This is a genomic window from Streptomyces sp. NPDC059355 (genome assembly GCF_042752335.1).
Taxonomy (GTDB): domain Bacteria; phylum Actinomycetota; class Actinomycetes; order Streptomycetales; family Streptomycetaceae; genus Streptomyces.
Genome location: NZ_JBHYXN010000006.1, coordinates 131,446 through 148,478, shown reverse-complemented (window position 1 = coordinate 148,478; position 17,033 = coordinate 131,446). Strand labels below are relative to the sequence as shown.

General features: G+C 70.9%; 16 protein-coding genes and 1 tRNA gene. 11 read left to right on the top strand and 6 right to left on the bottom strand.

The genetic code is table 11. The features are described 5' to 3' along the window. Positions 1 to 78 precede the first annotated feature (78 nt). Positions 79 to 1,620, top strand: coding sequence for a YfjI family protein (locus tag ACFXGI_RS08375; RefSeq protein WP_384704667.1), 1,542 nt, complete (start codon positions 79 to 81; stop codon positions 1,618 to 1,620). Positions 1,621 to 2,386: 766 nt separating this feature from the next. Continuing rightward, positions 2,387 to 3,904: a tyrosine-type recombinase/integrase gene (locus ACFXGI_RS08370; RefSeq protein ID WP_384704666.1), complete on the top strand. Its 1,518-nt coding sequence runs from the start codon at positions 2,387 to 2,389 to the stop codon at positions 3,902 to 3,904. A 119-nt stretch (positions 3,905 to 4,023) separates the two neighbouring features. Here ACFXGI_RS08370 and ACFXGI_RS08365 read toward each other — a convergent pair. Both ACFXGI_RS08365 and ACFXGI_RS08360 read right to left on the bottom strand, forming a co-directional pair. After that, positions 4,024 to 4,097, bottom strand: a tRNA-Pro gene (locus ACFXGI_RS08365). 102 nt (positions 4,098 to 4,199) lie between these two features. Beyond that, positions 4,200 to 5,138, bottom strand: coding sequence for a metallophosphoesterase (locus ACFXGI_RS08360; protein WP_384704665.1), 939 nt, complete (start codon positions 5,136 to 5,138; stop codon positions 4,200 to 4,202). A gap of 67 nt (positions 5,139 to 5,205) precedes the next feature. Here ACFXGI_RS08360 and ACFXGI_RS08355 point away from each other — a divergent pair, with 67 nt between their 5' ends. Continuing rightward, entirely contained in the window at positions 5,206 to 5,667 is a 462-nt protein-coding gene (locus tag ACFXGI_RS08355; RefSeq protein ID WP_384704664.1) for a GatB/YqeY domain-containing protein, read from the top strand. A gap of 107 nt (positions 5,668 to 5,774) precedes the next feature. Here ACFXGI_RS08355 and ACFXGI_RS08350 read toward each other — a convergent pair whose 3' ends face one another. Further along, complete coding sequence (locus tag ACFXGI_RS08350) at positions 5,775 to 8,099, bottom strand: transglycosylase domain-containing protein (protein ID WP_384704663.1); 2,325 nt, start codon at positions 8,097 to 8,099, stop codon at positions 5,775 to 5,777. 397 nt (positions 8,100 to 8,496) lie between these two features. Here ACFXGI_RS08350 and ACFXGI_RS08345 point away from each other — a divergent pair, with 397 nt between their 5' ends. Then, on the top strand, positions 8,497 to 8,865 hold the full coding sequence (locus ACFXGI_RS08345) for a WhiB family transcriptional regulator (protein WP_384704662.1): 369 nt from the start codon (positions 8,497 to 8,499) through the stop codon (positions 8,863 to 8,865). Between the two features lie 29 nt (positions 8,866 to 8,894). Here the strand turns inward: ACFXGI_RS08345 and ACFXGI_RS08340 are convergent, their stop codons facing one another. After that, positions 8,895 to 10,205 carry an ArsA family ATPase gene (locus tag ACFXGI_RS08340; protein ID WP_384704661.1) on the bottom strand — a complete coding sequence of 437 codons (1,311 nt, stop codon included), beginning with the start codon at positions 10,203 to 10,205 and terminating at the stop codon, positions 8,895 to 8,897. Continuing rightward, positions 10,202 to 11,182, bottom strand: a complete 981-nt coding sequence (locus tag ACFXGI_RS08335; RefSeq protein WP_384704660.1) for an ArsA family ATPase — start codon at positions 11,180 to 11,182, stop codon at positions 10,202 to 10,204. The genes ACFXGI_RS08340 and ACFXGI_RS08335 overlap by 4 nt, the downstream gene beginning before the upstream one ends. Before the next feature lie 72 nt (positions 11,183 to 11,254). Between ACFXGI_RS08335 and ACFXGI_RS08330 the strand changes: the two genes are divergently transcribed. From ACFXGI_RS08330 to ACFXGI_RS08310, 5 genes are all read left to right on the top strand, one after another. Beyond that, positions 11,255 to 11,416, top strand: coding sequence for a DUF4177 domain-containing protein (locus tag ACFXGI_RS08330; protein WP_007264966.1), 162 nt, complete (start codon positions 11,255 to 11,257; stop codon positions 11,414 to 11,416). Then, complete coding sequence (locus ACFXGI_RS08325; RefSeq protein ID WP_030866174.1) at positions 11,413 to 11,883, top strand: RidA family protein; 471 nt, start codon at positions 11,413 to 11,415, stop codon at positions 11,881 to 11,883. The genes ACFXGI_RS08330 and ACFXGI_RS08325 overlap by 4 nt, the downstream gene beginning before the upstream one ends. A gap of 236 nt (positions 11,884 to 12,119) precedes the next feature. After that, positions 12,120 to 13,019, top strand: a complete 900-nt coding sequence (locus ACFXGI_RS08320) for an NUDIX hydrolase (protein WP_384704659.1) — start codon at positions 12,120 to 12,122, stop codon at positions 13,017 to 13,019. After that, positions 13,016 to 13,861 (top strand): MBL fold metallo-hydrolase, encoded by an 846-nt coding sequence (locus ACFXGI_RS08315; RefSeq protein ID WP_384704658.1) that lies wholly within the window; start codon positions 13,016 to 13,018, stop codon positions 13,859 to 13,861. The genes ACFXGI_RS08320 and ACFXGI_RS08315 overlap by 4 nt, the downstream gene beginning before the upstream one ends. Further along, on the top strand, positions 13,858 to 14,148 hold the full coding sequence (locus tag ACFXGI_RS08310; protein ID WP_384704657.1) for a hypothetical protein: 291 nt from the start codon (positions 13,858 to 13,860) through the stop codon (positions 14,146 to 14,148). Before ACFXGI_RS08315 ends, ACFXGI_RS08310 begins: the two co-directional genes overlap by 4 nt. A gap of 155 nt (positions 14,149 to 14,303) precedes the next feature. Here ACFXGI_RS08310 and ACFXGI_RS08305 read toward each other — a convergent pair whose 3' ends face one another. Further along, complete coding sequence (locus ACFXGI_RS08305) at positions 14,304 to 14,978, bottom strand: Crp/Fnr family transcriptional regulator (protein WP_003981529.1); 675 nt, start codon at positions 14,976 to 14,978, stop codon at positions 14,304 to 14,306. A gap of 256 nt (positions 14,979 to 15,234) precedes the next feature. Here ACFXGI_RS08305 and nth point away from each other — a divergent pair, with 256 nt between their 5' ends. Beyond that, a complete protein-coding gene (nth, locus tag ACFXGI_RS08300) occupies positions 15,235 to 16,122 on the top strand; it encodes an endonuclease III (RefSeq protein ID WP_384704751.1) in 888 nt (295 codons plus the stop codon). A gap of 146 nt (positions 16,123 to 16,268) precedes the next feature. Beyond that, positions 16,269 to 17,027 (top strand): NUDIX hydrolase, encoded by a 759-nt coding sequence (locus ACFXGI_RS08295; protein WP_384704656.1) that lies wholly within the window; start codon positions 16,269 to 16,271, stop codon positions 17,025 to 17,027. The last annotated feature ends 6 nt before the right edge of the window (positions 17,028 to 17,033 follow it).

Sequence of the window (17,033 nt, the reverse complement as noted above, 5' to 3'; positions counted from 1 at the left end):
CCGAGCCCTGGCGCTCATCGCCGACCACGAAGAGCACCGCACGTCTTGCTCCCGCCTCACTCAGCGAAGGGAAGCCGCATGAGTACGTACGACCCTGAGCTGTGGGAAGGGTTCGACGAGCTGACCCCGGAGGCCGTGGCCGGGCCCGTGTGGGACGAGCCCGTACCCCTCAACCCCCGCGGGCAGCTCCCCGCCTTCCCCGTGGACGCCCTGCCCGACTGGCTCGCCGCCATGACGGCCGGCGTCGCGGAAGAGACGCAGACACCCGTCGACCTCGCCGGGTGCCTCGCTCTCGCCGTCGTCGGCACGGCCGCCGGCGGACGCCTCACCGTGAACGTGCGCGGGCAGTGGAGCGAGCCGGTCAACCTCTACACCGCCGTCGCCCTGCCGCCCGGCAACCGCAAGAGCGCCGTGTTCGGCCTCATGACCAAACCCCTACTCGCCGCCGAGAAAGCCCTGATCGAGCTCACCGCGCCCCAGCGGACCGAGGCAGCTGCCTCCGCGCGCATCGCGAAGGCGGCCGCTGAAAGGGCCGAGAAGCTGGCAGCCAATGCCGAAGCCGACAAGCTGGCCGGCCTGACCGCCCAGGCCATCTCCCTCACCGAGGCCGCCGAACGGGCTGTCGTCCCAGTCGAGCCCCAACTCGTCGCCGACGACATCACCGCCGAAAGCCTCACCACCCTCCTCGCCCAGCAGGACGGGCGGATCTCGATCCTGTCCCCGGAGGGCGAGATCTTCGAGATCATCGCCGGACGCTACTCCGGCGTCCCGAACATGGGGATCTTCCTCAAGGGCCACGCCGGCGACATGGCCCGCGTCAACCGCCAGGCCCGAGACCCCCAGTACATCGAGAACCCCGCCATCACCATGGGCCTCGCCATCCAGCCGGAAGTCCTCGACGCCATCGGGCAGATCAAGGGCGCCGACGGCCGCGGACTGCTCGCCCGGTTCCTCTACTCCAAGCCCGAATCCCTCGTCGGATACCGCAACCTCACCCCCGAACTCCTCAACCCCGACACCGCCGACACCTACGCTCGCAAGCTCGGGAGCCTGGCCCTGACCCTCGCGGCCTGGACCGAGACCGCCGAACTCACCCTCACCCCCGAGGCGGACGCCGTTCTCCTCGCCTACCAGCGCGTCACCGAATCCCGCCTCCGCAAGGACGGCACACTCGCGCCCATCGTGAACTGGGCCAGCAAGCGCGACGGCGCCGTCGCCCGCATCGCAGGCCTCCTCCACCTCGCCGCCCACCCCGAGGATGCGTGGAGTCTGCCGATCACCGCCGAGACCATGGCCGCTGCCACCCGGCTCGGGGACTACTTCACCGCACACGCCCTCGACGTCTTCAACGCCATGAAGGCCGACCCCGCCCAAGGGGCCGCCCACACGGTCCTGACCCACCTGCGCGAGACCCGCACAGCCGCCTTCACCAAACGCGACCTCTTCCGCGCGATGCCCCGCAGCGAGTTCCCCGCCATGGGCGACCTCGACCCCGCCCTGGACCTCCTGGAAGAACACGGCTGGGTCCGCCAGCAGCCCCCGCCGCCCCGCACCACACGCGGCGGCCGGCCGCCCTCCCCCCGCTACGAGACCCATCCGCGCACCACTCGCGCCGCCTGAAAACCCCCGAAACCTCTGACAGAACTGACAGAACCTCCCGACTAGCCGCCTGACCTGCGCAAACGAGCACTTTCGGAGCTCTGACAGAACCTCCGAAAACTCTGACAGAACTCCAAAAACCTCGCCGCGGGCGAGCCGCACGGTCTGACAGAACCGAGGTTTTCGAGGTTCTGTCAGAGTTTTTTGAGGTTTTGTCACGCGGCCCGAACCACCCAAAAGCCCAGGTCAGAGGCCACATGGCGAGGTTCTGTCAGTTCTGTCAGTACTTTCCGGGGTTTCCGCGCCCCGGACCGAGCTGAAGAGGCCCGATGGCCCGCCCGCAGAGAGCGGCTCACCAGCAATCCGCAGCATCACGCCGAGAGGACAGGACCAGCCCGTGAAGCGAGACCCGCTGCCTCACCTCTACTACCCGGCCGACGTCGCCAGAGCGCTCGGTATGTCCGAGTGGTGGGTCAAGGAGCAAGCACGTAACCACCGGATCCCGTACACGAAACCCGGCCGCGCCTACCGGTTCACGGCCGACCAGTTCACCGAGATCCTCCGTCTCTACGCCGAGGGACCGGCCAGTCAGAGCACGCCCCGCCAGCCTAGGCCTGCCCCGGCACGTGCGTCGGGGGTGCCGCCCAAGCTGCCCAGGCTGGCGCCGACCGCACCGCTACGGGCACGCCCTCCGCGCCGCACCGCTCGCCTGAACCAACAGCAGGACGCCGCATAAGACCGCCCCGCCCGGCCAGACCGGGCGGGGCCCACTTGTAGAGAGAGCACCTTGGGATTCGCAGACAACCGCGGGGACTACTGGCGAGGGCGGTACAAGATCGCGCCCGGCAAGTACGGCACCGTCGCAGATGAGTACGGCAAGACCATCCGCTTCCGTACGAAGCGCGCCGCTGAGAAGGCAGCCGCCGTGGAGGAGGAGAAAGCCCTCATCGCCAGCCGGGCCGCCGCGGCCCCGGAGCCCGAGCAGATCACGTTCGGGGACTACGCGAGCAGGTGGTACGCAGGCCAGGATCTCGCCGTCTCCACCATGCAGAACTACCGCCGGCACATCGAGGAGCACCTGCTCCCGGAGTTCGAGGACGCGCTCGTCAGCGAGATCACGCCGGGGGAGATCGAGACGTGGGAGCGCAGTGAGCGCGCCCGCGGGTACGCCGCAGGCAGCGTCAAGACCTGGCGGGGCACGCTGCACCTGATCTTCGCCGATGCGGTCGACGAGGGTCTGCGCGAGTCGAACCCCGCCACCCGCCGCCGGGGCCGCGGTAAGAGGGCGGGTCGGTCCCGGAACCGGGGGCCGGAGAAGGTAGTGACGTCCGCACTCGGCGTGCTGCTCATCGCCGAGCGGGCCGCCCTGCTGTCCGGCCGAGAAGACGAGTTCGTCGCCGTCGTACTCAAGGGCTACACCGGCATGCGATGGGGCGAAATCGTCGGCCTGGAGACCCAGTTCGTCCGCCGCGCGGCCGTACGGGTCGAACACCAGCTGTACGAGCTGGACTCCGGCGAGATGCACCGCTGCCCGCCTAAAGACGACTCCTACCGGACCATCGATGCGCCGGACTGGCTCTCGAAACTGCTGGCCGGTCAGGTCGCGAGGGCGGGCGAGAAGCCGTGCGCGTGCCACGGGCTGCGGTACCTGTTCAGCGGGCACGGCGCCGCCAACGGCGCGACCCGCCGGCCCGGCGCCAAGCTGGCCGACGTCGCGCGCGTGGCCGGAGTCTCGACCGGCACGGCCTCGAACGTCCTGAACCGCCCGGGTACGGTCCCCGAAGCAACGCGGGCCGCGGTGGAGAAGGCCGTGGCCGACCTCGGGTACATCCGCGCCTGGCCGTCCGGGGAGAACGCTGCGCACTGGCGACGGAACGGCTTCGCCACCTGGCTGTTCCAACCGGCCGCGACCGGGTGGTACCCCAAGAAGGCGCCGCAGGAAGCGCGCCCGGTGCCCTTGATCGCGGACCCCTGGCCCGGCGTCCCCGCCCGCGGGCGGGGTGCGTCCGACCGTACCGAGGCGTCGTGGCTGCCGATCGCGCGCGGGCTCACGCCCCACGGGCTGAGGCACAGCCACAAGACGATGATGGACGAGCTGCGGACGCCCCCGAAGCTCAAGGACGAGCGGATGGGGCACGAGGACGGTTCGGTACAGGCCCGCTACTCCCACATCACCCCGGAGATGCGCCGCGAACTTCTCGCCGGCCTGACCGGCATGTGGGAGGAGTCGCTCGCCGCGCGTCGGCGGATGGCGCCGGGGTCACCCGTGACCGTCCTCGACGCGCTACTGAGGGGCCGCCCGTAGCTGCGAGCGGAGAGCCGTTCCAGCGGAGGTTTCTCCCAGGATTCTCCCGAGAGGATGGGGAGAAACAAGCAGAGCCGGTGTCTTTTGCAAGACACCGGCTCTGACCTGGTACTTCAGCGTCGGGGTGGCGGGATTTGAACCCACGACCTCTTCGTCCCGAACGAAGCGCGCTGCCAAGCTGCGCTACACCCCGATCGCCGCCTTGGCAGCTGCTGCTGTCCTGGCGACATCGATTACTTTAGCGGACCCTCGGCCGGAGACGAAATCCGGTTTTCGCGAGGGGGCGCCGGGGGCGCTACGCCTTCGGGGTCAGCGTCAGGAGGGTGGCTTCCGGGGGGCAGGCGAAGCGGACCGGGGTGTAGCGGTTCGTGCCGCAGCCCGCCGAGACGTGGAGGTACGCGCGGTGCCCGCTCGCCTCGTGCGTGGAGAGCCCCTTCACGCGCTTCGTGTCCAGGTCGCAGTTGGTGACGAGCGCCCCGTAGAAGGGGATGCACAGCTGCCCGCCGTGCGTGTGCCCGGCCAGGATCAGCGGGTACCGGTCGGCCGTGAAGGATTCCAGGACCCGCAGGTACGGGGCGTGCACGACGGCCATCGAGAAGTCGGCGTCCGCCTCCGGTCCGCCCGCGACCCGCTCGTACCGGTCGCGCTTGATGTGCGGGTCGTCGAGCCCGGTGAAGGCAAGCTCCAGCCCGGGCAGTTTCAGGCGGCCGCGGGTGTTGGTGAGGTTCACCCAGCCCGCCGCGTCGAAGGCGTCCCGCATCTCCTCCCACGGGTTGTGCACGGCGCCGACGACCGGCTTGTTGCCGTTCAGCCCGTGCCGCCCGTGGACCTTCTCGATCAGGTAGCGCCCGGGGTTGCGCAGCCGCGGCCCGTAGTAGTCGTTCGACCCGAAGACGTACACCCCGGGGAAGGACATCAGGGGGCCCAGGGCGTCCAGTACCTCCGGAACGCCCTCCGTGTCCGAGAGGTTGTCGCCCGTGTTCACCACGAAGTCCGGTCGCAGGCCGGCCAGCGACTGCAGCCAGGCGCGCTTCTTGTGCTGCCCGCCGACCATGTGGATGTCGGAGACCTGGAGGACGCGCAGCGGGCGCATCCCGGCCGGAAGCACCGGCACGGTGATCCGGCGCAGCCGGAACGACCGCGCCTCGAAACCGGCGGCATAAGCCACACCTGCGGCCCCCACCGCCGCAATCGACGCCGTGACCTTCAGGGGTACTCCGTAACGCGCACGCATGGCCCCATCGTCGCAGACGCGGAAAACCGGCGGGCGCCACTGCCCCTCCACCTGGCAGACTCGGGTCATGACCACGCTCAAGGCCAAGCTCCAGGAAGACCTCACCACCGCCATCAGGGCGCGCGACGAGCTGCACTCGTCCACGCTGCGCCTGACCCTCACCGCCATCACCAAGGAGGAGGTCGCGGGCAAGGAGGCGCGTGTGCTCTCCGACGACGAGGTCCTCAAGGTGATCGCCAAGGAGGCGAAGAAGCGCCGCGAGGCTGCGGAGGCCTTCGCGCAGGGCGGTCGTCCCGAGCAGTCCGCGCGTGAGACGGCGGAGGGCGAGTTCCTCGACACCTACCTGCCGAAGCAGCTCAGCGACGAGGAGCTCGGCGCGATCGTGGCGCAGGCCGTCGAGGAGGCCAAGGCCGCGGGTGCCGAGGGGCCCCGGGCCATGGGTGCCGTCATGAAGATCGTGAACCCGAAGGTCGCCGGTCTGGCGGACGGCGGCCGCGTCGCCGCCGCCGTCAAGAAGCACCTGTCCTGAGAGGACGCGCAAGCACGCAAGAGGGCCCCGTCCACGCGATGCGCGGGCGGGGCCCTCTGTCTTTCCGTCCTGCCTGCCGGTCCTCTGGTCCTCTGGTCCTTTGTCCTCTAGTCCTCGAGGCCGCCGAGCACGCCGCCCGGGAACGGGTCGGTCGGATGGTTGCCGCCCGTGGCACCGCCCGTGGCGCCACCCGTCGCACCGGCTGTCGCGCCGCCCGTCGCACCGCCGGTGGCACCCGCCGCCGTCTGGCCGCCGGGGCGGCCGCCGGGCTTGTTGTCGCCACCCGGCTTGCCGGGCTTCCCCGGCTTGTTCGGGTTCGGGTTCGGGTTCGGGGTGGTGGGCCGGCCGCCGCCCGTCGGCACACCGGTCTCCGGTCCGAGGCCGACCGTGACGAAGTTCGCCGCCTCCCGGCCGTCCAGCGCGCCCGAGACCGCCTGCTTCCAGATCGGGCCGGGCAGCCCGCCGCCGTAGACCTTGTCGTAGTACTGGCCGCCGATGGTGATGTTCTCCATCGAGACCTGCTTCGCGCCGCCCGAGCCGACCCACGTCGCACCCGCCATGTTCGGCGTGTACCCGACGAACCAGGCGTTGTAGCGGCTGTCGGTGGTGCCGGTCTTGCCCGCGCTCTGCCGGTCGGTCAGGCCCGCCGCCGTACCCGTACCGGAGTCGATCACGCCGAGCAGCAGCGTGTTGACGGTGTCGGCGGTCTTCTCGCTCATCACGCGGTCGCACTGCGACTTCGGCACGGCCAGCGCCTTGCCGTGCGCGTCGGTGATGGACTCGAGGGCGACCGGGGTGCAGTACACGCCGCGGTTCGCGAAGGTCGCGTACGCGTTCGCCATGGTCAGCGGGGACATGCCCTCGGTGCCGAGCGCGATCGCCGGGACCTCCGGCAGCTTCGTCCCGTCGGCCGGGATCACGCCGAGCTTGGTGGTCATCTCGGTGACGGGGCAGAGCCCGTTCTCCGAGATCATCTCCACGAAGTACGTGTTGACCGACTTGGCCATCGCGTCCTTCATCGCGTACGGGCCGACCTCGGACTCCGACTCGTTCTCCACCCGGTCGTGCGAGGTGTTGACCCACGGCTTGTCGCCGCAGGTCTGCACCGGGCTCGGGTACTCCATGTCGTGCGGGGACTGGTACGTCTTGCCCGGCGCCACGCCCCGCTCCAGGGCCGCGGCCGCGACGAAGGGCTTGAAGGTCGAACCGGTCGGGAAGCCGAAGTTCGATCCGCCCATCCGCTTGTCGACCGAGAAGTTGATCTGCGTCTCGTTCTTCCCGAAGCCGTACGGCTTGGACTGGCCCATCCCGAGCACCCGGCCCGTACCCGGCTGCACCAGGGTGACGGCCGTGGCGACCTTGTCGTCCTGGTTGACGTGGTCCTTGATCGACTCGTTGACGGACTCCTGGGACTGCGGGTCCAGCGTCGTCCGCACGGTCAGGCCGCCCTGGTTCCAGAGCTTGGCCCGCTCCTCGCGGGTCTTGCCGAACACCGGGTCGGTCAGGAAGGTGTTGCGCACGTAGTCGCAGAAGAAGCCCGCGCCCTTGACCGCGGTGATGCAGCCGTTCTTCGGCCGCGTCACCTTCAGCGTCACCGGCTTCTTCTTCGCCTCGTCCGCCTCGGCCTGCGAGATGTCCTTCATGTCGGTCATCCGCTGGAGGACGACGTTCCGGCGCTTCGTCGCCTCCTGCGCGTCGTTCACCGGGTCGAACCGGCTCGGCGACTGCACCACGCCCGCCAGCAGCGCCGACTCGTCCAGGGTCAGGTCCTTGGCCGGCTTGCTGAAGTAGCGCTGAGCGGCGGATTCGATTCCGTATGCCTGCTGGCCGAAGTACGTGATGTTGAGGTAGTTCTCGAGGATCTTCTTCTTCCCGAGTTCCTCCTCGACCTGGATCGAGTACTTCAGCTCGCGGATCTTGCGGCCGAGGCTCTTCTCCTGGGCCTCGCGCACCTTGGTCTCGTCATCGCCGGCCTCTTCGACGAACACGTTCTTCACGTACTGCTGCGTGAGAGTGGAGGCGCCCTGTGCGGCTCCGCCCTCCTGCGCGTTGCGGTTGACCGCGCGCAGGATGCCCTTCGCGTCGACCGCGCCGTGCTCGTAGAAACGCGAGTCCTCGATCGCGACGATCGCCTTCTGCATGTACGGGGAGATGGCCGTCAGCGGCACTACCTGCCGGTCCCGTGAATAGACCGTGGCGATCAAGCCACCCTCGGCGTCCAGAATCGTCGTGCGCTGACTCAGCGGCGGTGTCTTGAGATTGGCCGGGATCTCGTCGAATCCCTCGACCGTTCCCTTGGCGGCGAGCCCCAGGGCGCCTGCGCCCGGGATCGCGATGCCGGCCAGCACAACTCCGCAGAGAACGGACACCCCGAGGAACTTGGCCGCCTGCTGCGGCCCCGTGAGCCCGGCGCCCGAGCGCTTCTTTCCCATGGAGGGCAGCCTACGTTCTCATTCGCCGGACACGCGCGAATGCCTTGGCCTAAGCTGTCCTCAACTGTCACAGCAGTGCGGTGCGACATCAACCCCTCGGCTTGATTTTCACCCTTCCCGAATGGGGTGGACATATGTCCGAATCTCGCCCCTCACTCTGACGGTCGCTCGTCCATGGTCCGCCGATTCCATCCGAATTGCCGGAATGGTCGGGCATGTCGCCGGATCACTCCGTCGGGTGATCTGCCGCTTACCCATAGTCCGTTCGGACCATTCAAGATTGGGCCCGTCGGGGGTGTTGCACTGTGCTCGCCTTCCGTAACGTCCTCAACTGGCAGCGGTGAATATGCCGCTACCGCCGTGGGGGAGCCTCGATTCGGGAGAGGACGGCGCCGGGATGGGCTGGGTTACCGACTGGAGTGCGCAGGCAGCCTGCCGCACTACCGATCCGGATGAACTGTTCGTTCAAGGAGCGGCACAGAACAGGGCCAAGGCGGTGTGCACCGGATGTCCGGTGCGGACCGAGTGCCTGGCCGACGCGCTCGACAATCGTGTCGAGTTCGGAGTATGGGGCGGAATGACCGAGCGGGAGCGTCGCGCACTGCTGCGCCGGCGTCCCACCGTCACCTCGTGGCGACGGCTACTCGAAACCGCCCGCACTGAGTACGAGCGCAGTACGGGCATCCTCACCGTGGATGTCGATGCGGACATGGCGGATATGGCGGACATCGACGTCGCGTACGAGACGTACGCGGCAGCCGGGTAGGCCGTACGAACGGGTAGGCCTGCGAACGCCTACGCTCCGGCCGGCACCCCGGCCGCGAGTCGCTCTCCGATGGCCCGCAGCCCGGCGAGGTCGTGCACATCGCCGGGCAGGGCGGCCACCTCGGCCACCGCGACCTCGGGGTGCAGCGAGGTGAAGCGATCGCGTGTGCGCTGTTCACGCGCGATCACCTGCATCCGCTCGGCATGCAGACGCAGCAGTCCCGCGGTGATCTCGTCCACGTCGGCGTCCGCGTCGGCGTCCGCGGAGTCGCCGGCACCGGCGTCCGCCGCGTCGGCCGCTGCCCCGTCGGCTTCCGCGGCCGAGTCACGAAGTCCAGCATTCCCGGACCTCTGATCGACAATGCAGCCTTCTTCAAGATTCTCTGCGGCGGCCAACGCCCGCTCTGCGGACAGCTGGTCGGCGTCGCTGCCGTGCACCCGGTTCAGTACGAGACCGGCCAGCGGCATATTCTCCGCGGCCAGCCGCTGCACGAAGTACGCCGCCTCCCGCAGCGCGTCCGGCTCGGGCGCCGCGACCACGAGGAAGGCCGTGCCCGGAGCCTGGAGCAGCCGGAAGGTCGCGTCCGCGCGGGTGCGGAAGCCCCCGAACATCGTGTCCATCGCCGCCACGAACGTCTGTACGTCCTTCAGCAGCGAGGCGCCCATCAGCTTGCTCAGCGTGCCGGTCATCAGTGACATGCCGACGTTGAGGAACTTCATCCCCGCCCGGCCGCCCACCTTCGCCGGAGCCATCAGCACCCGGATGAACTTCCCGTCCAGGAAGGACCCCAGCCGCTTCGGCGCGTCGAGGAAGTCCAGCGCGGACCGGCTCGGCGGGGTGTCCACGACGATCAGGTCCCAGTCGTCGCGGGCCCGCAGCTGGCCCAGCTTCTCCATCGCCATGTACTCCTGCGTGCCGGCGAAGCCGGCCGACAGCGACTGGTAGAAGGGGTTGGCGAGGATGGCCTCCGCCCGTTCGGCGTCCGCGTGCCCCTCGACGATCTCGTCGAAGGTCCGCTTCATGTCCAGCATCATGGCGTGCAGTTCGCCGCCGTCCGCGCCTTCGACCCCCTTCACCCTGCGGGGGGTGTTGTCCAGCGAGTCGATCCCCATCGACTGCGCGAGCCGCCGCGCCGGGTCGATGGTCAGCACGACCACCTTCCGCCCGCGCTCCGCCGCCCGTACGCCGAGGGCCGCCGCGGTCGTGGTCTTGCCGACCCCGCCCGCGCCGCAGCAGACGATGATCCGCGTCCCGGGATCGTCGAGCAGCCGGTCCACGGGCAGCCGCGGGGCCGCGTCCATGCGGGCGCCGGCCTTCGTTCCGGTCGTGGCCTCGGTCATTCCTCGCCCGCCTGCTTCCGCAGCTCCGAGGCCAGCTCGTAGAGCCCGGCCAGATCCATTCCCGCGCCGAGCAGCGGGAGTTCGTACGTCGCCACGTCCAGCTGCTCCAGTACGGTGCGCTGCGCGCGCTCCAGCTCCACCCGGCTCGCGTGCTCGGCGGCCTGCGCGAGCAGGGGGTCCACCAGCCGCTCCGCGAGCCCGCCGCGGCGCGCGCCGCCCAGGCCCGCCCGGGACAGCGCCTTCGCCACGTCGGCCCGGCGGTCGCCGGCGGCGGCGCGCAGGGCGTCCTCGTCCAGGTGGTGCGGCCGCACCATGTTGACGACGACCCGCCCCACGGGCAGTCCGGCCTGCTCCAGCTCGGCGATCCCGTCGGCGGTCTCCTGGACGGGCATCTCCTCCAGCAGCGTGACCAGGTGGACGGCCGTCTCCGGGGACTTGAGCACCTTCATGACGGCCTGCGCCTGGTTGTGGATCGGCCCGAACCGGGCCAGCCCCGCCACCTCGTCGTTGACGTTCAGGAAGCGGGTGATCCGCCCGGTCGGCGGCGCGTCCATGATCACGTGGTCGTAGACGTACCGCCCGGCCTTGTCCTTGCGCCGGACCGCCTCGCACGCCTTGCCGGTCAGCAGGACGTCCCGCAGTCCGGGCGCGATGGTCGTCGCGAAGTCGATGGCGCCGAGCTTCTTGAGGGCGCGGCCGGCGGAGCCCAGCTTGTAGAACATCTGCAGGTAGTCGAGGAGCGCCCGCTCGGCGTCGATGGCCAGGGCGAAGACCTCACCGCCGCCCGAGGCGACGGCGATCTTCCGCTCCTCGTACGGGAGCGCCTCGGCCCCGAAGAGCTGCGCGATCCCCTGCCTGCCCTCGACCTCGACCAGCAGCGTCCGTCTGCCCTCGCGCGCGAGGGCGAGCGCGAGTGCCGCGGCGACCGTGGTCTTTCCGGTTCCGCCCTTGCCGCTGACCACCTGGAGCCTGCTCACAGCGTCTGAGCCTAACCACTCGCCCTTCGGGCTGCGCATGAGCCCTCTGTCTCACGCGTTACGCTCGCCCCCATGACCAAGAAGTTCGAATACGCGACGGTCCCGCTGCTGGTCCACGCCACCAAGCAGATCCTGGACACCTGGGGCGAGGACGGCTGGGAGCTCGTCCAGGTCGTGCCGGGCCCCAACAACCCCGAGCAGCTCGTGGCCTACCTCAAGCGGGAGAAGGCATGAGCGGCGCTGTCGAGGCGAAGCTGGCCGAGCTCGGCCTGACCCTGCCGGACGTCGTCCCGCCCCTGGCCGCTTACCAGCCGGCCGTGCGGTCGGGCTCGTACGTCTTCACCGCGGGGCAGCTCCCGATGGTCCGGGGCAGCCTGCCGGTGACCGGCAAGGTCGGTGCCGAGGTCTCGCCGGAGCAGGCCAAGGAACTGGCCGCGGTCTGCGCGCTGAACGCCTTGGCCGCGGTGAAGTCCGTGATCGGTGACCTCGACAAGATCGAGCGCATCGTGAAGGTCGTCGGCTTCGTCGCCTCGGCCCCGGACTTCACCGGCCAGCCGGGAGTGCTGAACGGTGCGAGCGAGCTGCTGGGCGAGGTGCTCGGCGAGAAGGGCGTCCACGCCCGCAGCGCGGTCGGCGTGGCGGTCCTGCCGCTGGACGCCCCGGTCGAGGTCGAGCTCCAGGTCGAGGTTTCCGCTTCCTGACGCGAGGCGCCCTTCTTGGGGCGCCGTACCCCCTCTTGACGCGCCGCTCGCGCGCTCCGGCCCTGGCGGGCCTCGCCGGCTTCGCGCCGCTGCGCCGGACTCCGTCCGGCGGCCCGCCGGGGCCGTTCGCGTCCGGCCTCCGTGACCCGGAGTCCTCTTCCACCCGACCCGACACCCGCCCGGGCCCGCCCCGGGGGGCTCTCGAACATCGGGCCGGATACCCGTAGCATCCCGACATGCCGAATGGTCAGCACGGTCAGCAGCAGCCCCCCGCCGGAGGCCAGTGGTACCCGCCGGAGTGGCCCGACCGCATCCGCGCGCTCATGGACGGTTCCCTCGTCCCGGTGGAACCCCGCCGGGCCGCCACCGTCATGCTGCTCCGCGACACCTCCGCCGGACCCGCCGTGCACATGCTGCGCCGCAAGGCCTCCATGGCCTTCGCGGGCGGCGCGTACGCCTACCCCGGCGGCGGGGTCGACCCCCGCGACGAGGACCACCTCGTCGGCTGGGCCGGTCCGGGCCGGGACGACTGGGCCGCCCGCCTCGCCACCGACCCCCGCACCGCCCAGGCGATCGTCTGCGGCGCCGTGCGCGAGACCTTCGAGGAGGCCGGCGTCCTGCTCGCCGGCGAATCCCCCGACACCGTCGTGGGCGACACGACCGGCGACGACTGGGAGGCCGATCGCGCGGCCCTCGTCGCCCGCGAGCTCAGCTTCGCCGAGTTCCTCGACCGCCGTGGCCTGCTCCTGCGCTCCGACCTGCTCGGCGCCTGGGCCCGCTGGATCACTCCGGAGTTCGAGCCCCGCCGCTACGACACCTGGTTCTTCGTCGCCGCCCTCCCGGAGGGGCAGCGCACCCGCAACGCCTCTACCGAGGCCGACCGGACCGTCTGGATCCGTCCCGCGGACGCCGCCGCCGGGTACGACAAGGGCGAGCTGCTGATGATGCCGCCCACCATCTCCACGCTGCGCTCCCTGGAGCCGTACGGGAGCGCGGTGGACGCCCTCACCGCGGCCACCGCCCAGGACCTGGCCCCCGTACTGGCCGAGGCCACGCTGGAGAACGGGGAGCTGGTGCTCAGCTGGCCCGGCCACGACGAGTTCACCAAGCACGTCCGACTCGGAGGCACCCCGTGACGGATGCCGCCGCTCTGCCCGGACAGCCCCGCGGAATCGTCACTTCGGGGCCCGCCACCGCCCGCGCGGTCAACATCCTGGCGCCCAACGCCTCCGCGATGACCCTGGACGGCACCAACACCTGGCTCGTCTCGGAGCCCGGCTCCGCGGAAGCCGTCGTCATCGACCCCGGCCCGCTGGACGAGGCCCACCTGCGGGCCGTCGTGGCGGCCGCCGAGCAGGCCGGCAAGCGGATCGCGCTGACCCTCCTCACCCACGGCCACCCCGACCACGCCGAGGGCGCGGGCCGGTTCGCCGAGCTGACCCGTACGAAGGTCCGCGCGCTGGACCCGGCCCTGCGCCTCGGCGACGAAGGGCTCGGCGCCCGGGATGTGATCCGCACCGGCGGCCTGGAGCTGCGCGTGGTCCCGACCCCCGGCCACACCGCCGACTCGCTCTGCTTCCACCTCCCCGCCGACCGCGCCGTCCTGACCGGGGACACGATCCTCGGCCGCGGCACCACCGTCGTGGCCCACCCCGACGGCCGTCTCGGCGACTACCTGGACTCGCTGCGCCGGCTGCGCTCGCTGACGGTCGACGACGGCGTGCACACGGTGCTCCCCGGCCACGGGCCGGTCCTGGACGACGCACAGGGAGCGGTGGAGTTCTACCTCGCCCACCGCGCGCACCGGCTCGCCCAGGTCGAGACCGCCGTGGAGGACGGGTACACGAGCCCGGAGGCGGTGGTCGCCCACGTCTACGCGGACGTGGACCGCTCGCTGTGGCCGGCCGCGGAATGGTCCGTACGGGCGCAGCTGGAGTACCTTCAAGATCACGGACTGATCCCGGGGGGACCCGAATGAACACACTTTTCCTGCTGCTCGCGCTGTTGGCCACGGCCTCGTGGATCACTTCCTCGGTGACCCTGCGCATGAAGGCCCTGGAGCGCCGCTCGGAGCGGCTGGAGCGCCGGCTGGGCCTGCTCCTGGACCACTTCGGCATCGAGGAGCCGGAGCCGGCGGGGCTGGACGAGGTCCGGGCGCTCGTGCGCGACGGCCGCACCGTGGAGGCCATCAAGGTCTACCGGCGGATCACCGGGGCCGGTCTGCTGGAGGCGAAGCAGGCGGTCGAGGCCCTGACCGAGGTCTGACCGCCTCCCCGCAGGGTCCGACCGCGGTGCTCACCGAGGTCGGACCGCCTACCCGCCGGGGTCTGACCGCAGAGGTCCGACCCCGCCGTACCCGGAGACGGCAGAGGGGCCCCGCCCGACCGGGCAGGACCCCTCCACGCACATCCGGAGCGCGGTCAGCGCGACCGCTTCGCCAGTCGCTCCACGTCCAGCAGGATGACCGCGCGGGCCTCCAGGCGGAGCCAGCCGCGGCCCGCGAAGTCCGCGAGGGCCTTGTTGACCGTCTCGCGGGAGGCGCCGACCAGCTGGGCCAGCTCTTCCTGCGTCAGGTCGTGCACGACGTGGATGCCTTCCTCGGACTGCACGCCGAAGCGGCGCGACAGGTCCAGGAGGGCGCGGGCGACGCGGCCCGGGACGTCGGAGAAGACCAGGTCGGACATCTGGTCGTTGGTCTTGCGCAGGCGCCGTGCCACCGCGCGCAGCAGCGCGGTCGCGACCTCGGGCCGGGCGTTGAGCCAGGGCTGGAGGTCGCCGTGGCCGAGGCCGAGCAGCTTGACCTCGGTCAGGGCGGTGGCGGTGGCGGTACGCGGGCCGGGGTCGAACAGCGACAGCTCGCCGATCAGCTCACCGGGGCCGAGGACGGCCAGCATGTTCTCGCGACCGTCGGGGGAGGTGCGGTGCAGCTTCACCTTGCCCTCGGTCACGACATACAGCCGGTCGCCGGGGTCGCCCTCGTGGAACAGGGCGTCACCGCGTGCGAGGGTCACCTCGCCCATGGAGGCGCGGAGCTCCGCGGCCTGCTCATCATCGAGCGCCGCGAAGAGCGGGGCGCGCCGCAGAACGTCGTCCACGAGTGTCTCTCCTATGTCGACCGGCTCAGGGGGACCTGGTCCCCTATTTTGCCGGACGGCTCAAACAGTGCGATCAATCACTACCAAGGATGCCGGACGTACGCCTGTGCTGTGCGGTGAGAGGCCAATCAGAGTGGTGTTACCTGAGGTCCAGGCGGGTGTCGGCGCCCGGCCTTAGGCTGGCCGGGTGTCCAACAAGCCGGTGAGAGCACAGGCCAAGGGGTCCGCAGGAGTGACGGGCGGGCCCAATTCAGCTGTGGGCGAACAAGCCCCCGAGAAGGCGTCCGGGAAGCGCCGGAAGGCCCCGCCGAGCCCCCAGGGCAAAAGTTCGGCCAAGAAACCGGAATCGCATCTGGCGATGGTGCGCCGGGCCCGCCGCATCAACCGCGAGCTGGCCGAGATCTATCCGTACGCCCATCCCGAGCTCGACTTCCGGAATCCCTTCGAGCTGCTGGTCGCCACGGTCCTCTCCGCGCAGACCACCGACCTGCGCGTGAACCAGACGACCCCGGCCCTGTTCGCCGCCTATCCGACCCCCGAGGACATGGCCGCGGCCGTGCCCGAGGATCTGGAGGAGATCATCCGGCCGACCGGGTTCTTCCGGGCGAAGGCGCGCTCCCTCCTCGGCCTCTCGCAGGCCCTGCGGGACGACTTCGGCGGGAACGTGCCGGGCCGGATCGAGGACCTGGTGACGCTCCCGGGAGTCGGCCGCAAGACGGCCAACGTGGTCCTCGGCAATGCGTTCGGAGTCCCGGGGATCACCGTGGACACCCACTTCGGCCGGCTGGTGCGCCGCTGGAAGTGGACGGAGCAGGAGGACCCGGAGAAGGTCGAGGCGGAGATCTGCGCGATCTTCCCGAAGAGCGAGTGGACGATGCTCTCGCACCGCGTCGTCTTCCACGGCCGCCGGATCTGCCACTCCCGCAAGCCCGCCTGCGGCGCCTGCCCGATCGCCCCGCTCTGCCCGGCGTACGGGGAGGGCGAGACGGACCCGGAGAAGGCGCTGAAGCTGCTCAAGTACGAGAAGGGCGGCCAGCCCGGCCAGCGGCTGAGCCCGCCGCCGGACTACCCGGGCCTCCCGGCCCTGCCGCTGGGCGCGGGCCGGGCCGCCGAGGCCGCCCAGGGGGCCTCGACCGGCTCCTGAGACCGGAACGCGGGAACGCAGAAGCACGCAGCACGGCCGCGGGCCGCCGCACGGCGGCCCGCGGAGGAACGAATCCGGCCCGGGGCCGCGTTGTCCCCGTATCGGGACGGCGACGGTGTCGGCGACGGCAGGGAGCAGGGGTGCCTATGACGCGCGGAGCGCGGGACGAGAGCGGTGTGACCCAGGCGGCCGCGCCGCCGCAGCGGGGCAGGCCGCAGGGCCCGTACGAGGACCAGGGCGCTCTGCGCGTCAGCACCCAGGGCCTGCCCGGGTGGCTCGGTCCCGTCGTCGAGGCCGTGCGGACGGTCCGGCCGACCCAGCTCAGCCGGTTCCTGCCGCCCGAGGACGGCCGGGGCCGCCAGTCCGCCGTGCTGATCCTCTTCGGCGAGGGCCCCCGCGGCCCCGAGCTGCTGCTCATGGAGCGCGCCGGGACCCTGCGCTCGCACCCCGGTCAGCCCTCGTTCCCCGGCGGCGCCCTCGACCCGGAGGACGGCGATCCGCACACCACCGGCCCGCTGCGGGCCGCCCTGCGCGAGGCCGAGGAGGAGACCGGGCTCGACCCCGCGGGCGTCCAGCTCTTCGGCGTCCTGCCGCGCCTGTACATCCCGGTCAGCGAGTTCGTCGTGACCCCGGTGCTCGGCTGGTGGCGCGATCCCAGCCCCGTCGGCGCCGTGGACCCGGCCGAGACCGCCCGCGTCTTCACGGTTCCCGTGGCCGATCTCACGGATCCCGATCACCGGGTCACGGCCGTCCATCCGAGCGGCCACCTGGGGCCCGCTTTCACCGTCGAATCGGCTCTGGTCTGGGGTTTTACCGCCGGAGTGATCGACCGGATCCTGCATTTCGCGGGGTGGGAGCTGCCTTGGGACCGATCGAGGCAAGTCCCGCTCGACTGGCGCGCATGAGACGGT

What these genes read in the sequence shown, in the direction of transcription:
- ACFXGI_RS08375 (WP_384704667.1), top strand. Translation starts at nt 79, where the DNA reads ATGAGTACGTACGACCCTGAGCTGTGGGAAGGGTTCGACGAGCTGACC.
- ACFXGI_RS08360 (WP_384704665.1), bottom strand. Translation starts at nt 5,138, where the DNA reads ATGCGTGCGCGTTACGGAGTACCCCTGAAGGTCACGGCGTCGATTGCG.
- ACFXGI_RS08330 (WP_007264966.1), top strand. Translation starts at nt 11,255, where the DNA reads ATGACCAAGAAGTTCGAATACGCGACGGTCCCGCTGCTGGTCCACGCC.
- ACFXGI_RS08325 (WP_030866174.1), top strand. Translation starts at nt 11,413, where the DNA reads ATGAGCGGCGCTGTCGAGGCGAAGCTGGCCGAGCTCGGCCTGACCCTG.
- ACFXGI_RS08355 (WP_384704664.1), top strand. Translation starts at nt 5,206, where the DNA reads ATGACCACGCTCAAGGCCAAGCTCCAGGAAGACCTCACCACCGCCATC.
- ACFXGI_RS08340 (WP_384704661.1), bottom strand. Translation starts at nt 10,205, where the DNA reads ATGACCGAGGCCACGACCGGAACGAAGGCCGGCGCCCGCATGGACGCG.
- ACFXGI_RS08295 (WP_384704656.1), top strand. Translation starts at nt 16,269, where the DNA reads ATGACGCGCGGAGCGCGGGACGAGAGCGGTGTGACCCAGGCGGCCGCG.
- ACFXGI_RS08310 (WP_384704657.1), top strand. Translation starts at nt 13,858, where the DNA reads ATGAACACACTTTTCCTGCTGCTCGCGCTGTTGGCCACGGCCTCGTGG.
- ACFXGI_RS08345 (WP_384704662.1), top strand. Translation starts at nt 8,497, where the DNA reads ATGGGCTGGGTTACCGACTGGAGTGCGCAGGCAGCCTGCCGCACTACC.
- ACFXGI_RS08350 (WP_384704663.1), bottom strand. Translation starts at nt 8,099, where the DNA reads ATGGGAAAGAAGCGCTCGGGCGCCGGGCTCACGGGGCCGCAGCAGGCG.
- ACFXGI_RS08320 (WP_384704659.1), top strand. Translation starts at nt 12,120, where the DNA reads ATGCCGAATGGTCAGCACGGTCAGCAGCAGCCCCCCGCCGGAGGCCAG.